At 49.4% G+C, this 16,517-nt stretch carries 9 protein-coding genes; 3 read left to right on the forward strand and 6 right to left on the reverse strand.

The window, feature by feature from the left end:
* Nucleotides 1-1,076: 1,076 nt before the first annotated feature.
* The 6 genes from ACFSW8_RS13310 to ACFSW8_RS13335 all read right to left on the reverse strand — a co-directional run bounded on the left by ACFSW8_RS13310 (nt 1,077) and on the right by ACFSW8_RS13335 (nt 14,612).
* Nucleotides 1,077-1,751, reverse strand: coding sequence for a hypothetical protein (locus ACFSW8_RS13310; protein WP_377178473.1), 675 nt, complete (start codon nt 1,749-1,751; stop codon nt 1,077-1,079).
* A gap of 849 nt (nt 1,752-2,600) precedes the next feature.
* Nucleotides 2,601-3,014, reverse strand: coding sequence for a hypothetical protein (locus ACFSW8_RS13315; RefSeq protein ID WP_377087472.1), 414 nt, complete (start codon nt 3,012-3,014; stop codon nt 2,601-2,603).
* Nucleotides 3,011-8,686, reverse strand: a complete 5,676-nt coding sequence (locus ACFSW8_RS13320; protein ID WP_377178475.1) for an RHS repeat domain-containing protein — start codon at nt 8,684-8,686, stop codon at nt 3,011-3,013. The genes ACFSW8_RS13315 and ACFSW8_RS13320 overlap by 4 nt, the downstream gene beginning before the upstream one ends.
* A gap of 6 nt (nt 8,687-8,692) precedes the next feature.
* Nucleotides 8,693-9,667, reverse strand: coding sequence for a hypothetical protein (locus ACFSW8_RS13325; protein ID WP_377087478.1), 975 nt, complete (start codon nt 9,665-9,667; stop codon nt 8,693-8,695).
* Nucleotides 9,668-9,703: 36 nt separating this feature from the next.
* A complete protein-coding gene (locus tag ACFSW8_RS13330) occupies nt 9,704-13,492 on the reverse strand; it encodes a PA14 domain-containing protein (protein ID WP_377087479.1) in 3,789 nt (1,262 codons plus the stop codon).
* Nucleotides 13,493-13,925: 433 nt separating this feature from the next.
* The gene (locus tag ACFSW8_RS13335; protein ID WP_377178477.1) at nt 13,926-14,612 is read right to left on the reverse strand and encodes a hypothetical protein; all 687 of its coding nucleotides are present in this window, start codon (nt 14,610-14,612) and stop codon (nt 13,926-13,928) included.
* Nucleotides 14,613-14,804: 192 nt separating this feature from the next.
* On the opposite strand from ACFSW8_RS13335, the gene ACFSW8_RS13340 reads away from it, so the two are divergent.
* The 3 genes from ACFSW8_RS13340 to ACFSW8_RS13350 all read left to right on the forward strand — a co-directional run bounded on the left by ACFSW8_RS13340 (nt 14,805) and on the right by ACFSW8_RS13350 (nt 16,441).
* Entirely contained in the window at nt 14,805-15,101 is a 297-nt protein-coding gene (locus tag ACFSW8_RS13340; RefSeq protein WP_377087491.1) for a helix-turn-helix transcriptional regulator, read from the forward strand.
* Between the two features lie 72 nt (nt 15,102-15,173).
* Nucleotides 15,174-16,124 carry a sodium-dependent bicarbonate transport family permease gene (locus tag ACFSW8_RS13345; RefSeq protein ID WP_377087495.1) on the forward strand — a complete coding sequence of 317 codons (951 nt, stop codon included), beginning with the start codon at nt 15,174-15,176 and terminating at the stop codon, nt 16,122-16,124.
* On the forward strand, nt 16,121-16,441 hold the full coding sequence (locus ACFSW8_RS13350; RefSeq protein WP_377087498.1) for a P-II family nitrogen regulator: 321 nt from the start codon (nt 16,121-16,123) through the stop codon (nt 16,439-16,441). Before ACFSW8_RS13345 ends, ACFSW8_RS13350 begins: the two co-directional genes overlap by 4 nt.
* Nucleotides 16,442-16,517 lie beyond the last annotated feature (76 nt).

The following is a 16,517-nucleotide window of genomic DNA, read 5'->3' on the forward strand; positions in this document are numbered from 1 at the left end:
ATTCAATATCAGGCTTTCCGTCTACTACAAAAAAGCTCGTAATCGACCTTAACTACGTGCCATTCGAGACAGACTACTTTCATATCACAGAGCGGCTTGAGTGCCACTGGGGTTGAGTATTTTGATTATGGTGGGGTGCAATGGTGGTAGCTTAGCTAGTTTGTAGTCGAATTTCGTAAATACCAATAGGTGGTACGTTCCACGCTATTGGCTAGCTGGTTGGATAGTTTTTTCTACCAATATAATACATATTTAATCCATATAGAAAGATGGTAAAAAAAGACTATCGTCGACATTACAAATGAAAAATAGAGGACATAAATAAATTGCACACTAAATTTTTTACGCAAAAGAACAAAGGCTATAACACACAACAAAAAAGGACTTACCAATGTAACATTACAGGCTGTTGGCTCACAAAAATCAATCTTATGAATAAACCTACTCTGGTGAGATATTGTCCCTAACGCTCCACAATAATAATTTAAAAAAGCCGCGTATATAAAAACGCATATTGAATTAATCATAGACACCTTACTCATAACCTTAGGGACAAACATGTATTTCATCTGCTTCTTCACCGTTATAACCCCAAGGATTAGTCAGGCTCTTCAGAGCTTTTGCTAAAAAATACAGACAGACAAGTTCTGACGCTAGCTGAAAAAAACCAAACAAAATCTACCCAGCTTTCCTGACACCCAATCTACACCAACCCCCTCTCACCTAAAAAGGCCAAAACAGGGCAGCCTCTCTCCAGATTTACCAATAAAAACACAGAACAGTATTAGCGAAGAACACACCTAAGTCTGGACTGATAGACAACCCTAACTAAGCACGATGCATCGCCCCCCCATCAATAGTTCACTCTAACTTCCTCGCCGTCCATAAACCGCAGCCATCAAGCGCCCCTCGAATTTTACTTGGAAGTGCTTTGCGACTCTCACTTAAGAATTCGCCTTTGCTAACAACTCTAAATGCAAGCGCACCTGATCCCCATAATCCTTTGAATAGAGAACTTCCAAGCGTTCAATAAGGGCTCATCACTCAAGTGTCGATCACACTTGGGAGGTGTCTCCTTAATCATCATCTGATGGTTTTTTCTCAGTAGACTTGTTCAATGTATTTAGAAAGGAAGGCTCTATTGAATTACTATCTAGAATGAGAAATTTATAAAAATTCATAGCAAAAGGTGAATCGATACTAGTCACACTAGACTTCGAGAACCAAACCACAGCCTTTTTACCAACGCTTAGTTTATCCTCCGCCTTTTTGTAGACACCAACCTCTCTTCTTTCCTTGTGCCTCTCAGCAGATGGCTTACTCCACAACCTGTAAAACATTGGAATAGTCACGCCAATAGGAACATCTCCTTTATAGCTTTTTGTCACACGCATATTGAAAGATCTAATCTCATAGGTGAAAATATCTTCCTGTGGTTTAGTAATCAGATTGTATTCCTCCTGACTCACAAACTTGTCACCTTGCATGTAGTACCACACTTGGTCCTCCAGGATCACTCCTTCAAAAACAATATCCGGACCATGGAGCTTCGGTGGCAAGTCAGAAAAACCTTTAATCTCGGAATTTATAACTGCACAGGATAGTAATAATAGAAGAACAATACGTATCATAACTATATGAATATTTACTTTCTGACCGCCCATGGCCATATAGTGTAATCGTATCTCAAGCGATGGGGCTGTGGCCACTCTGATTTTTTCAGCTTGCCATTTCTTGCAATAACCCAACATTTTTTATCAAACCGCCACTCATCCAATTTCATCATTGGCGCCCATCATCTCCTATACCCTGCATTTCCTTCCGAGGCTGCGAAATCAACGTCAGGATATTTTTGCGAATACTCTTTGAGTTTCTGTTTTCCCTTTTCTCCTGCGTACTCACACCCACAGAATATGATCCTCATAATTTCAAGACAGACAATTTCTGTCGAAAAGCACTGAAGCTTGCTTCAGGAGGAGCGGAGCGAAGTCAGATTTAGCAGAACGACCTGTCTCATCGCCTAACAAAGAGGCGAGCACACGCGCATCAGACATAAGATAAACACCGCACAGAAAAACGCATACGCGCAATCGGCTTTGTCTGTCTTTTTAATTGGAGCTTCATGATCTCGTTGACTGCAATCCTCATTCTGTTAGACCAACGACCACATAATTTCCATGGAGTCGCTAGTCTTACTGAATTTCGAGTGATCCATCTGGCTTAAAAGTGCTTGGGATGGTGGATCTGGTTGTTTCAGGACATGGGATCGTGCTGGAGGAGGCGTTTCTTTGACTAGTCTGGATAGATGATGTGAACGGCATTGCTTACCAAGATTCTTGAGAGAAATGCACAATCATTGGATTCGGTGCACGTAAAGATGGGGGAAGATCCAAATCATGTTCATCGCTCTCAAGGCTCAGCGAATTGATCTAGTAACAAGAAGCTCTTGGAGATGTTTTTTCTCAAAGTTGGCATGCAACCCACGTATTGCTATGGTTGAGTATTGCTAATAAAGCACACCGCATGGTGTGCTTTTTGTTTTGGGTTAATTGATTTTGATTATGGTGGGGGCTATCGGCACGTTATATTCAATCTATGCATTAGTTCTTTTTGAAGGTAACACTCTGCCCTAAATCTGTTGAAAAACTATATTTTAACGTCCAGAATCCACTTTCTTTACTTATATATAATGGAAAAGATCCTCGCCCTTTCGTTGTGGTAACTAGTAAGCAAGGTTGTGCTTTACCTCCGTAGTTTTTCTCAAAACTATATTTGAATTCCTCATTCAAAAGGCTTTGAGAGCTATCAACAATATTCTTTAGAGGGAAGTTGGTCAATTTGATGCTATCTGCTGAAATTAAGATACTGCTTTTACTTCCCTTTTCCCAGCTCCAACTCCCGTTCCATGATCCATGAAGAGGAGTTAGATTGTTAGCGTTTAATGACTCATTGACGGATTTTTCGCATCCCGTGAGCAACGGAAAAATCAACAGGGCTTTCAGTGATTTTTTCATTTTGAAAACGATAAAGATTCATTCCACTTCCACGTTACATTGACTGTTCCAAACACGCCATCTTCTCCGAATGGGTTATCTGCATCTTCACTTTGAGGAAGCCATGCAGATCCTCCCAGCCCATTATTTAGTGGCGGTTTTGGATCTAGGACACTCCTACTAGTTCCAGGAACTCTTGTTAGACTTCCAAATCTGAAAGAATCAGTCACAACCATACTATACGAAACAGTGCATTTGTCACAATCCACTGACGTTATCGTAAACTGACCATCATTGCTACCAAGAGATTTCAATTCAGCTCCAAATATATAGTTAACAGCATCAAGAAATGGAGTTAGCGCGCCACTGTCATCAGCTGAATCATCCCACTTATACGGACTTCCATCTATGAATGAATCTGTCGTTCCGTTAGCACAATGCTCCTTAGCCTTATCCCTAATCCAAGTTCTCATCCTATCGTAAACAGCTTTTTGCATTAACTCTTTAGTCCACGGATCATCGTTTCCGTATTCATAGTCAGTATTGCCTCCTCTTGTCCTGAAGTCCTCACTAACTTCATCAAATTGCTCGTTTGCCTTATTTTTCTGCTCATCATTGGCTGGACTCCACTTATGTAAACGATCCCGATAACCTCCTGTGTTATTAAAATATGCCTGCATCGCTGGATCAACCAAGCCCAATAGATCAAAGGAGCCTACCCCATTATTCCTCACAAACCCATAAAGATTAAGCCCACCGCGTTCAGCAATCAGATCTCGGCTGATCCAGGAACCTGTAGCTGAATCGTAATATCTGTAACCATAATAATGTAGATCACTCTCAAAATCTAGCTGCTTAGTGGAGAACTGGTGAGAGAAGTCACCTTTCTTCGTGCCAGTAGCCGCCACTTGCCCGAAAGCATCGTATTCGTAATGAGCAACTGAAGTCCCTGTAGAGTCAACATACTCACTAACATTCCCGTTGCCGTCGAAGGTCGTGTAGTAAGTATCGTTACCATCATTTACGGATAGTAAACCGCCAACTCCTCCTGCTCCTTGCATTGATCCAGAAAGATCCATTCCCCAAGTGTATGACTTGCCGAGCGTTGAGCCAGAATATTCTGCAATCGGATTCCACCCGTCATACACGAAGTTCGTGACAGTAGAGCCAACAGTTTTGGTGATTCTACGTGAATATACATCATACTCATAAATCGCAACTGTATTATCTGTCGCCTTATCCTTGATCTCTATCAAGCGATCCTCAGCATCCCAAACATACAACTTTGTGCCGTCATCTAACAAGTTACCGTCCGCATCGTGGACTCTTGCCGTATTACCGACAGCGGTGAGTTGATTGAGCGCATTCGATGTGTAGTTGTCAGTCGCTGGCAGCGTCAAGCTGTCGGCTGACTTCTTTCGGTTGCCGATGCCGTCAAACTCGTAAGCACGGTCGAAAGCGTTGTTTGTGCTATGGTCAGCGGTAACAACCTCACCTTTGGCATTGTAGTTCCAGCTTTCCGTGTGCGCGGATGTGAAGGCACTGCCGGAACGAGCCACATCCTCACGCTGTCCGAGAGCATTGACGGTGTAATCGAAGGCACTGATCACACTTGGTGTTACGCCATTCGTGGCATTGCTCTTCAGATCGAGCACATTGCGTGTCGTCTCATAGGTATTCGTCACCGTATGCGCAGGGCCTGTCACACTTTCCACTAAGCTTCCACTGTTTGCCAGATAGCCGTAGGTAAAGTCAGCTGTCGCAGGGGCTGCCGGGTAAGTTGCGCCACTATGCACACCTGCCAGACGACCGGCAGTATCATAGCCGTAGCTCGTAGCGTATTCCTCCGTCGTGCCATTCATTAGCTGAAAGCCTGTGGGGCGCAGTAAGCTATCCTGTGAGCGATCCAAGGTTCTGGAAAGCCCATTGCCATAAGAAATCACTTCCTTATCGAGCACGAGTGTTGCGGGGTCATACACATAAGCATGCTGGTTAGATGTCGCACCGGAGCCTTGTGTCACAGTCGTCGGTCGACCAAAGTTGTCGTATGCGTAGACTACGTCCTGAGTGACTCCATCGTTATAGCTCGTCGAAACCATCTGCCCTTGGTCATAGCCGTAGGTAGTTGTAACCTTAGTAGTGCCGTCGGACAAAGTGCGCGTCCACTCACGCGTTTTGAGTCTCCCGGCATCGGTGTAAGTATAGTCGGTGCCTTTATTGTCATCGTAGCGCTTGTTATCAAGCCAACCACGCTGGGTGTTGTAGTTCCATTTCGTCGAGGCGTAACCTGTCGTGGCCACCGTCGGCTCAGAGCCGTGAGCGAGATCTTGGTAGGTTCGCAGTTCAACAAGACGGTTCTGAGTGTCATAAAGGTTGAAACGACTATAAGTTTGATCACCCCAAGTAGCCGCTACCGTGCCAGTGGGGTTATAACGCGTGTGAGTCACATTCGCGATGACAGCACCATCTTTGTCACTGGTATCAGGAGCGTCCACCTTGATAGTCCTGCCCATTACGTCATAAGTATAGGCAGTAGTCCGATTACCTGCGTCAGTGATACTCTGCACTGAGCCATTTTCGTTATAGCCGTTGTAAGTCACCGTCCCTGTGCGAGCATCCGTCGCGGTGAGCACGCGCCCAAAGGCGTCATACGTCTGAGTCTGCTTCGTGAGCTGTGAACCAGCGACTGCCGGATCAGCCCCCGCCGCATAACTAGCTGACTCTTCAAGCAGACCATCTGCGTAAGTTTGAATACTAAATGCCCCATTGGCTGCCGTACTCGTGACAGTCCAGGCTCCATCTACTGGAACAGACCTCTCTGAGGTACTCGTGCCGGCAAGCGTGACCGTCTTGCTTTTATATCCATCCCCGGATTGGAGTCTGGTTTGAGTGTGCACACCATTGACCCAAGTACGATAGCGATGCGCAATTCCAATATCAGGATCAGTGACATCATCATGCTCGGTGGTGGTGACCATTTGCTGATTGTTCGAAAGTTTCGTGGTCGTGCTAACACGCTCGCCACGACCATTGTAGGTATAGCTCACATGCGTGCCAGAACCAGTAAGAGCTGTCTCGTCCGCATCAAGGACAACATGCACCTTGCCGCGAGCTCCTGCTACAGCGTCACCTGAGTAATAGCTAGTTTCAGAATAGCTCCCATCAGCATTTTCAGTACGGAAGGTGCGGCCTACTTTATCTCGGTAAATAATTTGCCACTCGCTACCATTCGGCTGAGTCATTTTAGTATAGAGCCCATCACTTACTGTTTGTCTATGCACTCCGTAGTCATAGGTAATCACGTCCGTAGCCGAACCAGTGACAGCAGTACCCGAGCGTGAAGCGGTCTGCCCGTCAACAAATTGAACAGTGATGGAAGTTCCCCCGTCAGGAGCTGTCGTCGTCGTCTTTACCCCGTGATACGTTGCATTTGTAAAACTGCCAATTGAGGTAGATTCGGTCGTTTCGGTCTTAAGAATTTCTCTCTGGATAGAAGTCTGCTCTGGCTGACCGTCACCGTTTGCGTCTGCTGTGAGAATATTCTGACTCAAGCCACTGAGGGAGCGTGTCACTTCACGTACAAGCAACTCATTCTCCCCCGGATTCACAACAGTACGCTTTGTGAGGCCGTTGAAGCTAGTTCCTGTCACAATGGCTGTGCCATTGACAGAACGCTTCCTGGAAGTCGAATACACCCTCTTCAGCGGATCACGCGAGTACTCAGTAATCGCCCCTGCTCGGTCACGTTCATACTCAAGACCACAACACCCGTATTGCATAATCGAGTAGTCTTGAGGGTTATTGTTATAGACCCACTTCAGCGGGCGTCCAAAACGATCAAACCCACCTGCGTTATCGGCCTTCTTTGAGTGCAAGACATACTCATATTCCTCATCAGTTACTTTATTGAAGGCTATCGTCTGTTCTTCAATCGGCTGAAAAGACTTGTTAAGCGTAGTGATCGTTCGTCTGCCACGTGTGATACCATTACGGTCTCCTTGACCAGCCTCTACAGTAATGACAAATTCCCCATTCTGACCATGCGCGTAGCTGTAGGTTTCAGCAGTACCATCTCGGTGCTCCACCCATTTTGGGCGATTAGCTACTTTGTCCTCAGCAGCCGCTGGATACCTTCCCGTAACTGATGTCAAAAAGCCTGATCCATCATTATCTCGTGTAGTTTGAATCACTGTCCCATCGGTGTCTTGCGTCGTACGAATGCTCTTTTTGGCTACCTGAACCCCCTCTACAAAAGTGGTCTCTGAAACCGTGTCCTTAGATATAATGGTTTCAATTTTAATTGCTGAGTCCTTGTCTGAGATCGGTACATTCTTCCATGAGCGAAATTCTGTAGTAACTGAAACAGTAGGTGTCGCAAAAAGAAAATTGTCACCAATATTGGGTTCCCCCTCATATTGCTCTGAGTATTGATAATACACCCATGAGCCGTCACTGTTCTTGATCGTCTTTAGGCGTCCATGATTTGCTGTGTACCCGGGCGTAGAACTCGAGGTCTCGCCTGGTTGCTGGATATTCCAGTCTAACGTACCCCCACTACCATAGTAACTATATTGTTTTGTTAGTTTCTCCCCAGGAAAGTCTTGAATCTCCCTGATGAGTCGACGCATTCCTCTTTCCCCCCCCTGCTGACTGTTTGGAAGATTCGGATCGAAGAAGGAATAATCTCGGTAGGTTTCCTGAGTATGTGCCACTTTCACTAAGGATCCGAGTGTCCCTTGAGTGTCCACAGAAGCCTCATAGACCTTACGCTCTAGAGTATAATCCCACTTCATATTACCCCGATCAGTATAGGTAATCTCCTGCTTGTGAATCGGAGTTCCAGTCAGGCCCTCGCCCTCGTGTGTGGTCACAACAAGAGTGTCATGAGTCGCGTCTCTTTTATGATGTTCAGTAATCGTTCTGATACCATTAGAGCCAAAACGCTCCTTAATGATCATCATGAACTCGAATGTCGCAGTCGAATTCGGCACACTACGGAATTCAATCTCCTGAATCGGCTCTACCTCCGTTGGTAGAGTATAGTACTTACTCGTCTTACTTATGTTGATATCAGCGCGATTCCACAGACGAATAATAAACCCAGTTTCTAACTTTTCCACATCTGTGAACGCATTCTTGGTGAGAACCTGACGAAGCTCAGTCTTCGTAACCGTCACTGCGGAACCAGTACTACTGCTCCCAGATGAAACTACCGTAGTGTGTTCAAGCTTTTCGAATTCCGCGTCACTGTGAATTTTAAGAATTTCAGGACTGAGAATCGAGGCATTGATACTGGCCATATTAATTTCTAACATGACATCTTCAAAGGCCAATGCACTCGGGTCGTTTACCTCACGGTACACATCTTTGAAGGTTCTTATCTTCCCACGCACTGCGCCCTCAAACTTGCCAACTATCGACATATCCGTGTAGCTCGGACGTATTTTACGACGCGCCTCACCCAGCTTCATGGCCCATTCAATACTTCCCACTTGTGTACAAACTGTGCCAGCTGGCTTTGGAACAGAAATGATATCCCCGTTCTCATCACACTCATCACAACTCACACTCGAGCAATAAGTGGTAACGCCAACATTGACGGCATCAAGCTGCTGAGACGACACAGCAAAGAGCGAAAGACCCAGTGCCATGATAGCCGATGGGTTTGCAAAACGATTTGTTAGAAGATTCATAGTGTATTAATGTTGAAGTTTCTTGAGTGCAGCCTGGGCTGCGAATTTGAATTTTGTGTTTGAAGCAACCAGTGCTTCGAGAAGTTGCCTGTCAGCGTCTGCTGAGAGTGATGAGGGTGCCGCCATAGCTGCGGCTTGGTGAAAGTCCCCGAGGGCCGCAATGGCACTGAGTCTGACGCTGTCATTTCCTCCTTCAGCTTGAGCCAAAGTGCGTACAGCAGGCAGGTAGCTCTCGGCCCCCACCAAGGCCACTGCGTTGATCGCCGAGGTCCGTGTCGCCACACTCGCAGCCACCTCCCCGCGAATCAATGGATCGAGATAAGACTCCAGCGCAGTAAACTGTGCGTGAACCATTGTGGGCTGAGCCTCTTGCAGCGTACTGAGTGCCACCAAAGCCGTGCCGGGAATTGAATTGTGTTGGTTTTCTGGGGCAACAATCGCCGCCCTAATCGCTTCAAAACCTTGCGCCTCAGCCTCGCTCTCCTCCTTGAGGTGGATGCTCAGATGTTGGATCGCATAGTCGCGCAGCACTGGGTCCAAACTCTGGTCGCCTATCAATCCCGCCAAGCTACCTGTAATCCGCTCCGGAGCAATCGATTGCTTCACGATCTGCTCCATCACTTCATTGACCACCACCCACCACGCTTCTGGATTGCCACTCGGTGCGTGGCGCAGCAAACCGTAGAGGTAATCAACCTCCGTAGCATTCAGCGTCGAAGCGTCGAGACGGCGTAATTGATCCACTCTCACCTGCCAACGCACCGAGCCATCGCTCAGACGTGTGAAACGGTTGCTCGCGTCGCGAGGACGATCCTCACGGACAACACCCTGATCACTCACCGACACCCGCTCAGGCGTCCTCCCCCGCTGCGCCTGGCCCGCCTCCTCTAACTCAGTGGATCCACTGAGTGTCCAGATGACAAAGCCCGCAACGGCAAGCAACATGCACGCAAGCGCAATGATAAAGCTACGGTGAGACATACGCGAATTCCCTAAATGAATAACTGGACCTCCCCACTAGCGACGCCCAACATAGGCGCCATTGCGGTCATAGATATCGAGGTAGTGGCAATACCCACCGCTCATCCCAATCGGGAAAAGGAAGTTCAGCATGGCCGTGTCATTGATAAAGTCATCCACCTCTAACCAGAGAGTTTTTGTCCCATCCAGAAAAGTCACTCCCGAACGGAAAATCGTGACCTTGACCTTACCTCCCTCAGGGAGATTCGTGGCAACTAAAGGCGTGGTGAGGTTGTAGTACCCTTCGAAATCACGACTCAAGAAACCCGAGGTGAGATCATTCTGTAAAGCGTCGGAGATGGCAATGAAGTTCAGTGGCTGGGTCGCAAGGATCGGTCCATCTTTGTAGAGACGCGCCGCTAACACCTTTTCCCCATGAGCCTTCGGTGCCAGCTGAATGGTGAGGTTTTGCGCGTCGGAAGTAACCGCGAGCACTTCAGCAGAGCTCCCACCTTCAAAGTACAAATCCGCATCGACAGCATCCAAGTCAAAGGACGTGTTGCGCACCGAGTTTGCGAGGAAATCTCTCGCCGCCACCGAGAAGTCAGCTTGCTTCACCTCCACAGTGACTTGCGCGCTGCTCCCATTGGAATGCGTCGCCTGCAAGGTCTGGCTGCCAGCACTGAGGAAGGCAAATGGAAGCTCAGTATTAGCAGCAATGTCAGTAGCCACGGCTGCGCTGAAACGCAACTCAGCCACCCCATAACCACCTGCACCTACAGGAGCCCCGCCTGTGCCCTCGAGCGTGTCAAAATCTTGCCCAACAAAATCTCCAGTCTTGTATCGCGCGTAAATCTGATGTGCCTTCACCACTCCGTCCACAAGGGTGAGTTGGACTTTGACCGCCTTGGTATGCACCCCAGTGTAGTGCTGCAGCTGGAAAGTCGCAGAGTCGGTACCTGCCACGAGATGGAAGCTCTGGCATGCCACCGCCGTCGGATTCCATCCACCCTGCATCACCCCAGAAATCTGATGCACGCTCGTGATGTCTAAGCTGTCCGCTAGCGCCACTGCATCAGCCAGAGTCGTCGGAAGGTGGCCCGCACTCCATACCGAGTCGATACTCAGTGAGACGGTATCACCCACTACATACCCATCACCCACTGCCGTGAGCTTGAGCGCGTCGCCCTTGCGCACCACGAGGTTCTCGCCCGCAAGCACATCCGTCGCCGCCCAATCAATAATCCCACTCTCACTCACACCGGATTCAAAATCCACGGTGAAGTGGCTGCCATTCTGCGCATCTAATACTAAGTTTGCATACCAATGGTTAGAGTCTAATCCTGCTGCCACCGACTGGTTGTTGACAGTGGTGGTGCCACGCGTTCTCGCTATCCCCTCAAGGAATGCAGGTGAGGTGCGCGAGCTCGTCACGTAACCAAAAAGTTGGTTGGCGCCCACAAGCTGGCTCTCCACCCAGTCAGGGGTACCGTCGCCATCCGTATCCACTCCATTCGGCTGGTACAAGGCCAAGCCAGTGATCGAAACCGAACGTCTCGCGATGATGTTATCAATAAATAATCTAAGGCTGTGCGTACCGGCACTGAGATGAGGCGTGGTCACCCGAATCAAGGCCTCGCGCTTCTGCCCGTAAACAATCTCCTTGCTCCAAACCTCCTGCCCATCAATCGACACATTCGCTGGTATTACCTCGTGGAGATAGAGGTCACCTAACAATTTCGTGTTGATATGCAGCACGTAATGTCCCGCTTGAGCAACTGTGAAGTCCCATGCAATCCCCCCGCGGAATGAAGAACCAATCAGCCCTTCAGATGTGGCTGTCCATGCGGCATCTGCTTGCGTGTATTGATCCACTGGCAGCTGGCTGACCAATGACTCGTCCGGTGCATCACTGGTCGTGGGGTCAGAACCATAGCTCTTCACTTCATCCCCATCTAACACACCATCACCATCGTAATCGGGATCACTTGGATCCGTCCCGTAAAGGTATTCCTCGCGGTTGTTCAACCCATCCATGTCGAAGTCACCGAGCTCACCTTCGCGGCTGCGATCGAGCGCTCCATTGTCACTGACACTGAGTCCATACTGACTCTCCCACGCATCCGGAAGGTAGTCATCATCAGCATCCGCAGGTGTAAATTCATAAGAGGAAACGTATTCCATTGGCAGCATCTCACGCTCGCTGTTAGGGCGCGCCCAAGCGATACTGATGTGGCGGCTCCCTGGGTGCCCGTCTTGGCTGAGAGCCTCACAGAAATACTTCTGGCCCGCTTCGAGGTAGACTTCCTCACTCATCTGGCAGCTGAATTGATCCCAAAGGTTAGAGGAGCCATTGGTGATGCCGTGGCCAGTGCCAAAGCGTGGTCCCATCCCGCAAAGCAATTGCTTGCGGTACTTGCTTGAGTCGCTGCTCAGCCAAAGCTCGCTGCCGTCACGTGAGCTGATCCAGAATCGATAATAACCCGACTCAGGTGCAGTGATATAACCTCGCAGACGCGCTCCAGAATAAGCACCCAAGTCACGCACTTGCCCAGCATCGGTGATTTCACGCGTGTCTGGGTTCTGGAAAAAGCGATCGTGCATCACAAGCTCTTCAACCCCGTACTCAAACACATCCGACCACTTCTCTAGAGTCCAGTGACCTGTAATCGAAGAGCCCGTGAAAGGTGCCGTGTCGTGCGCTGATTCCTTGAGGTTGTTGAGTCCGTCCTTATCAACATCTGCGAGCGGGCTGTAATCGCCAGTCTGCGAAGCACTCGTGTCAAATCCGTGGTTTAGCTCCCAGCTGTCCTTCAGCTCGTCAAGATCTGCATCCGTAGCATCCACCGTGTATGTCTTAAGCTGACTGCCTGGTACCAACTGGCGTGCCGCACTCAAGGCATTCGCATCATTCGATCCAAAGACCTGCACCTCTGCGAGCGCAATCCCCGTGTTGCCACGTCGGTTCACTCCTAAGGTCTCAATCTTGACCGTGGTCCCTGTCACCGCTTGATCGAGCTCCCAGACGGTCAGCCCCTTGACGTACCCAGAGTCGGTAAAGAATTCCTTGCTCTCAATCACCGTACCATCAGCAGCCAAGATGCTAGCTTTGAAGTTAGAAAGCTGTGACGCATGGTTGTCGCTGCGGTTAACAAGCGTGATGCGCTGGATCGGACGCTCTTGCCCGAGATCTACCTGCCACCAATTGCTCTCACTCGAAGTATCCGTGTGCGAAACACTGCCCTCACCAAAAATCGTGCTCTCACTGCCATCAATCGCCTTGTCGGCAGTCCCACCCCAGCCAGTAGTACTCTGAGTCGCCACAGCACCGGGATCTAGCGCCCAGTTCTGATAGCTCGCATCTTGGTATGACCAAGCCACATCCGCATGCCCAGCTCCCCCACCATTCTTCTGAATCAACTCAAAAAAGTATTCCTGACCCGCCACTAACGTAACCTCCACACTATGCACCCCATTGTCCCAGTCGTATTGACCCTTGTAACTTGGTAAATCTAACAATTCCTTGCGATCCCATTTCGATGCGCTGCTCGAAAGTAAAAAGCGCGCAGAGTCGTCACCAGTAAGCCAGAACCGATACGTCCCAGTCGCTGGCGCCACAATATAGCCACGCGTACGTTGCGCATTCGTTCCTCCATAACCATTACTGACCGATAACGAATGGCGATCCTCAGACACATCTGAGCTGCCGTAAAAACGCTCATCGTTGAGGATCTCAGAAATGGGGTTGCCAGCTATCCCATGCCAGACGTCATTGATCGCCTTGCCAGATTCTTCCGCCAGCAAAGCACCCGGAGCCAGCACGGCCGCGATGGTAAAATTTTTCATAGTTGGATGTAGTGTATTGCGATCTAACGACTGAGATCAGAGCGAAAGTTTAAGGACTAAAACGATCACGCTCAGACAACTATGAACCACACCCACCCCGCACAAGGACAAATTTCTACGCATATATACCCACACACACCAACAAGATACACAACTCACTAACAAAACAACACTAACAGAAACTGCCCTCACAATGAGCACAGCGATAATAATTTTTCTCAAAATATTTTGTTAATGTTTTTTTACATCACCTTACTAACAGAAACAAAAAGCTTAACATAAATCCACCTCAGCCAACACAACCGAACAACCCAACACAACAGAATAAAATGTAGCACAGCACAAACACAGAGGCACACTCAATAGAACCCACTCCCCTCCACGGCCCCCATCCCCAATCCTCAATTCACACCACTATTTCACCCTCTCCAAATCACGGACGCATAAGCACCGCTATCCCCCCAATGCTGATCAACGCAGCCTTCGACACCTTCCCCTCAACTCTCTTGCTAACCTCAACCTGAGCCTTTTTTACCCGATCCTCACCACCACCTAAGAGGCTTACTGTAATGCTACGCAGCGATACCCCAGAGGACTTATCCCTATGCCCATTCCGTGCCTTCAAAACTAACACCTCCCCCGCCTCCAACTCTAACACTTTCTCAAAAACCCCAGCAGAGACACCTATCGCGCTATTCTCCACCTCGCCACTCACACTAAACTCCACATATCTCTGCGCACCTAAATTACCAAACTCCCACCCACTCAATACCACCGGCTCAGAAAAAGAAATCTCCATCCATTCCTCCTCCACGATCTGCCCATCCTCGTATCGAGTGTCCACAGTCATCTCCTTCTTCTGACCGTGCCCTCCCGCCACACCGAGCACAAATGTCCCACCGCGCTTTCTCTCAGTCTGAGTCACTCGCACTGCATCGACATGCGCAAATGAACTGCCCGCACGCACCTGCATCACCAGCTTTTCCCCTCCTACCTCAAGGCTTTTCTCATACACCCCTCGAGAATTAATTTTCCCTGAGCCGTCAAAAATCAGCTCATCTGCCCACGCACTCAGACTCAGCGCAAGCCCAACAAGTAATATCTCTCGAATCATCATCATATCTGGTAGCTGCCTTACAACTCCAGACACTCGCGTGGGGTAGTCGCTCGGATGGTTACCTATAGGTCATCCCACACACCACATTTGATCCAACTTTCCTCCCGATTTCACCCCAGCCCTCACTCCTCCGACTCCATTCTAGCCATTTTATACCTGTAATTTTCTTCAGCTGTATGCTACCCACTCCTACCTATGAGTGAAACATCCGTGAATAAGCCAGCCCAGTGGACCTTTCTCACCAATCATTCCCACATTATCCTCTGCCTCACTAAGGACCCCACCCTCCGTATCAGAGACCTCGCCGAACGCGTCGGCATTACAGAACGTGCCGTACAACGAATCCTCGCCGAAATGGTCGACGCCGGCGCCCTCATTAAAAAACGAGAAGGACGCAGAAACTCCTACACCGTCAACCTCAACTTCCCACTCCGCCACCCGCTCGAAGCACATTGCAAACTCCATGACCTGCTCGCACCTCTCAAAGGCTGACATTTTTTTCAGGTTTTTTGTTGCACGTTACCATTTTCGCATTAAGAAGTCGCCAGCACCACTGGACGACTTATGGAACTTGCGCTTCAAAATCTGATTTCTCCCATTGTTCTCTGCTTTGTTTTAGGAGCCATTGCCCGCTGGGTAAAAAGCGACTTTGAGCTCCCCGATGCCGTTTACCAAAGCCTCTCAATTTACCTTCTTCTTGCGATCGGCCTCAAAGGAGGCATCGCGGTTTCTCAAACCACCATCAGCGACCTAATAGGACCGGCCACCCTCACACTGGTCCTCGGCTTGATCACCCCCTTCTCCGCCTTCCTGCTCATGCGGAAGTTCGGGAAGCTCAGCAATACCGATGCCGCCGCCACTGCTGCACACTACGGCTCAGTCTCCGCGGTCACCTTCCTCGCCGCCATCGAAGCCGCCAAAATCTCCGGCCTCCACCCTGAAGGCTACCTCGCTGCCCTCGTCGCCATTCTTGAAGTGCCCGGCATCATCGTAGGTCTCATCCTCGCCCGCGGGAAAAGCAACGGCAACCTAGGAAAGGCCATCCACGACGTCCTCGCAGGTAAAAGTATCTTCCTGCTCATTGGGGGACTCGTCATCGGCACCCTCTGTGGTCAGGAAAAAATGCAAGCCGTGACCCCCTTCTTTATCGACCCATTCAAGGGAGTTCTCTGCCTCTTCCTGCTAGAACTTGGCACCGTCGCTGCCGGTAGAATGCGCGATATGTCACAAGCCGGTTGGCGCCTCATCGCTCTGGGCTGTTTCATCCCTGTGGTCCATGGCTGCCTCGGAACCGCAGCTGCCTGCTCCATTGGAATGAGCCCAGGTGGAGCAGCCGTGCTCGGCGCCATGGTTGGAAGCGCCTCCTACATCGCAGCCCCAGCCGCAGTGCGGATCGCCCTGCCCGAGGCTTCACCTGGTATCTATCTCACACTTGCCCTCGGTATCACTTTCCCCTTCAACCTACTCTGTGGTATCCCACTCTATCTCAAAACCGCTCAGCTCCTCTGCTCATGAATGTACCAATGAAAAAAGTGACGATCGTCGCAGAACGCCTCCTTAAAGAACCCATCCTCAAACTCATCAAACAACACGGCTCGACCGGATACACCCTCATCGCCTGCGAAGGGGAAGGCTCACGTGGTGTCCACGCCTCCGATTGGGAAGGCCGAAACATTCAAGTCGAAACCATTGTTAGCCCAGACAATGCCGACGCCATTCTCGATGCCGTGTGCGATGGTTTCACCGACCACTACGCGGTCATCGCCTACCACAGTGATGTCATCGTCCGCCGTAAAAACAAATTTCAAGCACCTAAAAATGATTCTCAGTAACCTACTCCTACGCCTTCTTACCCCGCGCCCCATTCCCCCCAAAAAATCAAAGCCACGCACCGCTACCTCATAGCCC

The sequence above is a fragment of the Rubritalea tangerina genome, assembly GCF_042683245.1.
Taxonomy (GTDB): domain Bacteria; phylum Verrucomicrobiota; class Verrucomicrobiia; order Verrucomicrobiales; family Akkermansiaceae; genus Rubritalea; species Rubritalea tangerina.

Bases quoted from the DNA above. Each gene is read 5' to 3' on its own strand.
- ACFSW8_RS13340 (WP_377087491.1), top strand. From the start codon at position 14,805: ATGAGTGAAACATCCGTGAATAAGCCAGCCCAGTGGACCTTTCTCACC.
- ACFSW8_RS13335 (WP_377178477.1), bottom strand. From the start codon at position 14,612: ATGATGATGATTCGAGAGATATTACTTGTTGGGCTTGCGCTGAGTCTG.
- ACFSW8_RS13310 (WP_377178473.1), bottom strand. From the start codon at position 1,751: ATGTTGGGTTATTGCAAGAAATGGCAAGCTGAAAAAATCAGAGTGGCC.
- ACFSW8_RS13330 (WP_377087479.1), bottom strand. From the start codon at position 13,492: ATGAAAAATTTTACCATCGCGGCCGTGCTGGCTCCGGGTGCTTTGCTG.
- ACFSW8_RS13325 (WP_377087478.1), bottom strand. From the start codon at position 9,667: ATGTCTCACCGTAGCTTTATCATTGCGCTTGCGTGCATGTTGCTTGCC.
- ACFSW8_RS13345 (WP_377087495.1), top strand. From the start codon at position 15,174: ATGGAACTTGCGCTTCAAAATCTGATTTCTCCCATTGTTCTCTGCTTT.
- ACFSW8_RS13315 (WP_377087472.1), bottom strand. From the start codon at position 3,014: ATGAAAAAATCACTGAAAGCCCTGTTGATTTTTCCGTTGCTCACGGGA.
- ACFSW8_RS13320 (WP_377178475.1), bottom strand. From the start codon at position 8,686: ATGAATCTTCTAACAAATCGTTTTGCAAACCCATCGGCTATCATGGCA.
- ACFSW8_RS13350 (WP_377087498.1), top strand. From the start codon at position 16,121: ATGAATGTACCAATGAAAAAAGTGACGATCGTCGCAGAACGCCTCCTT.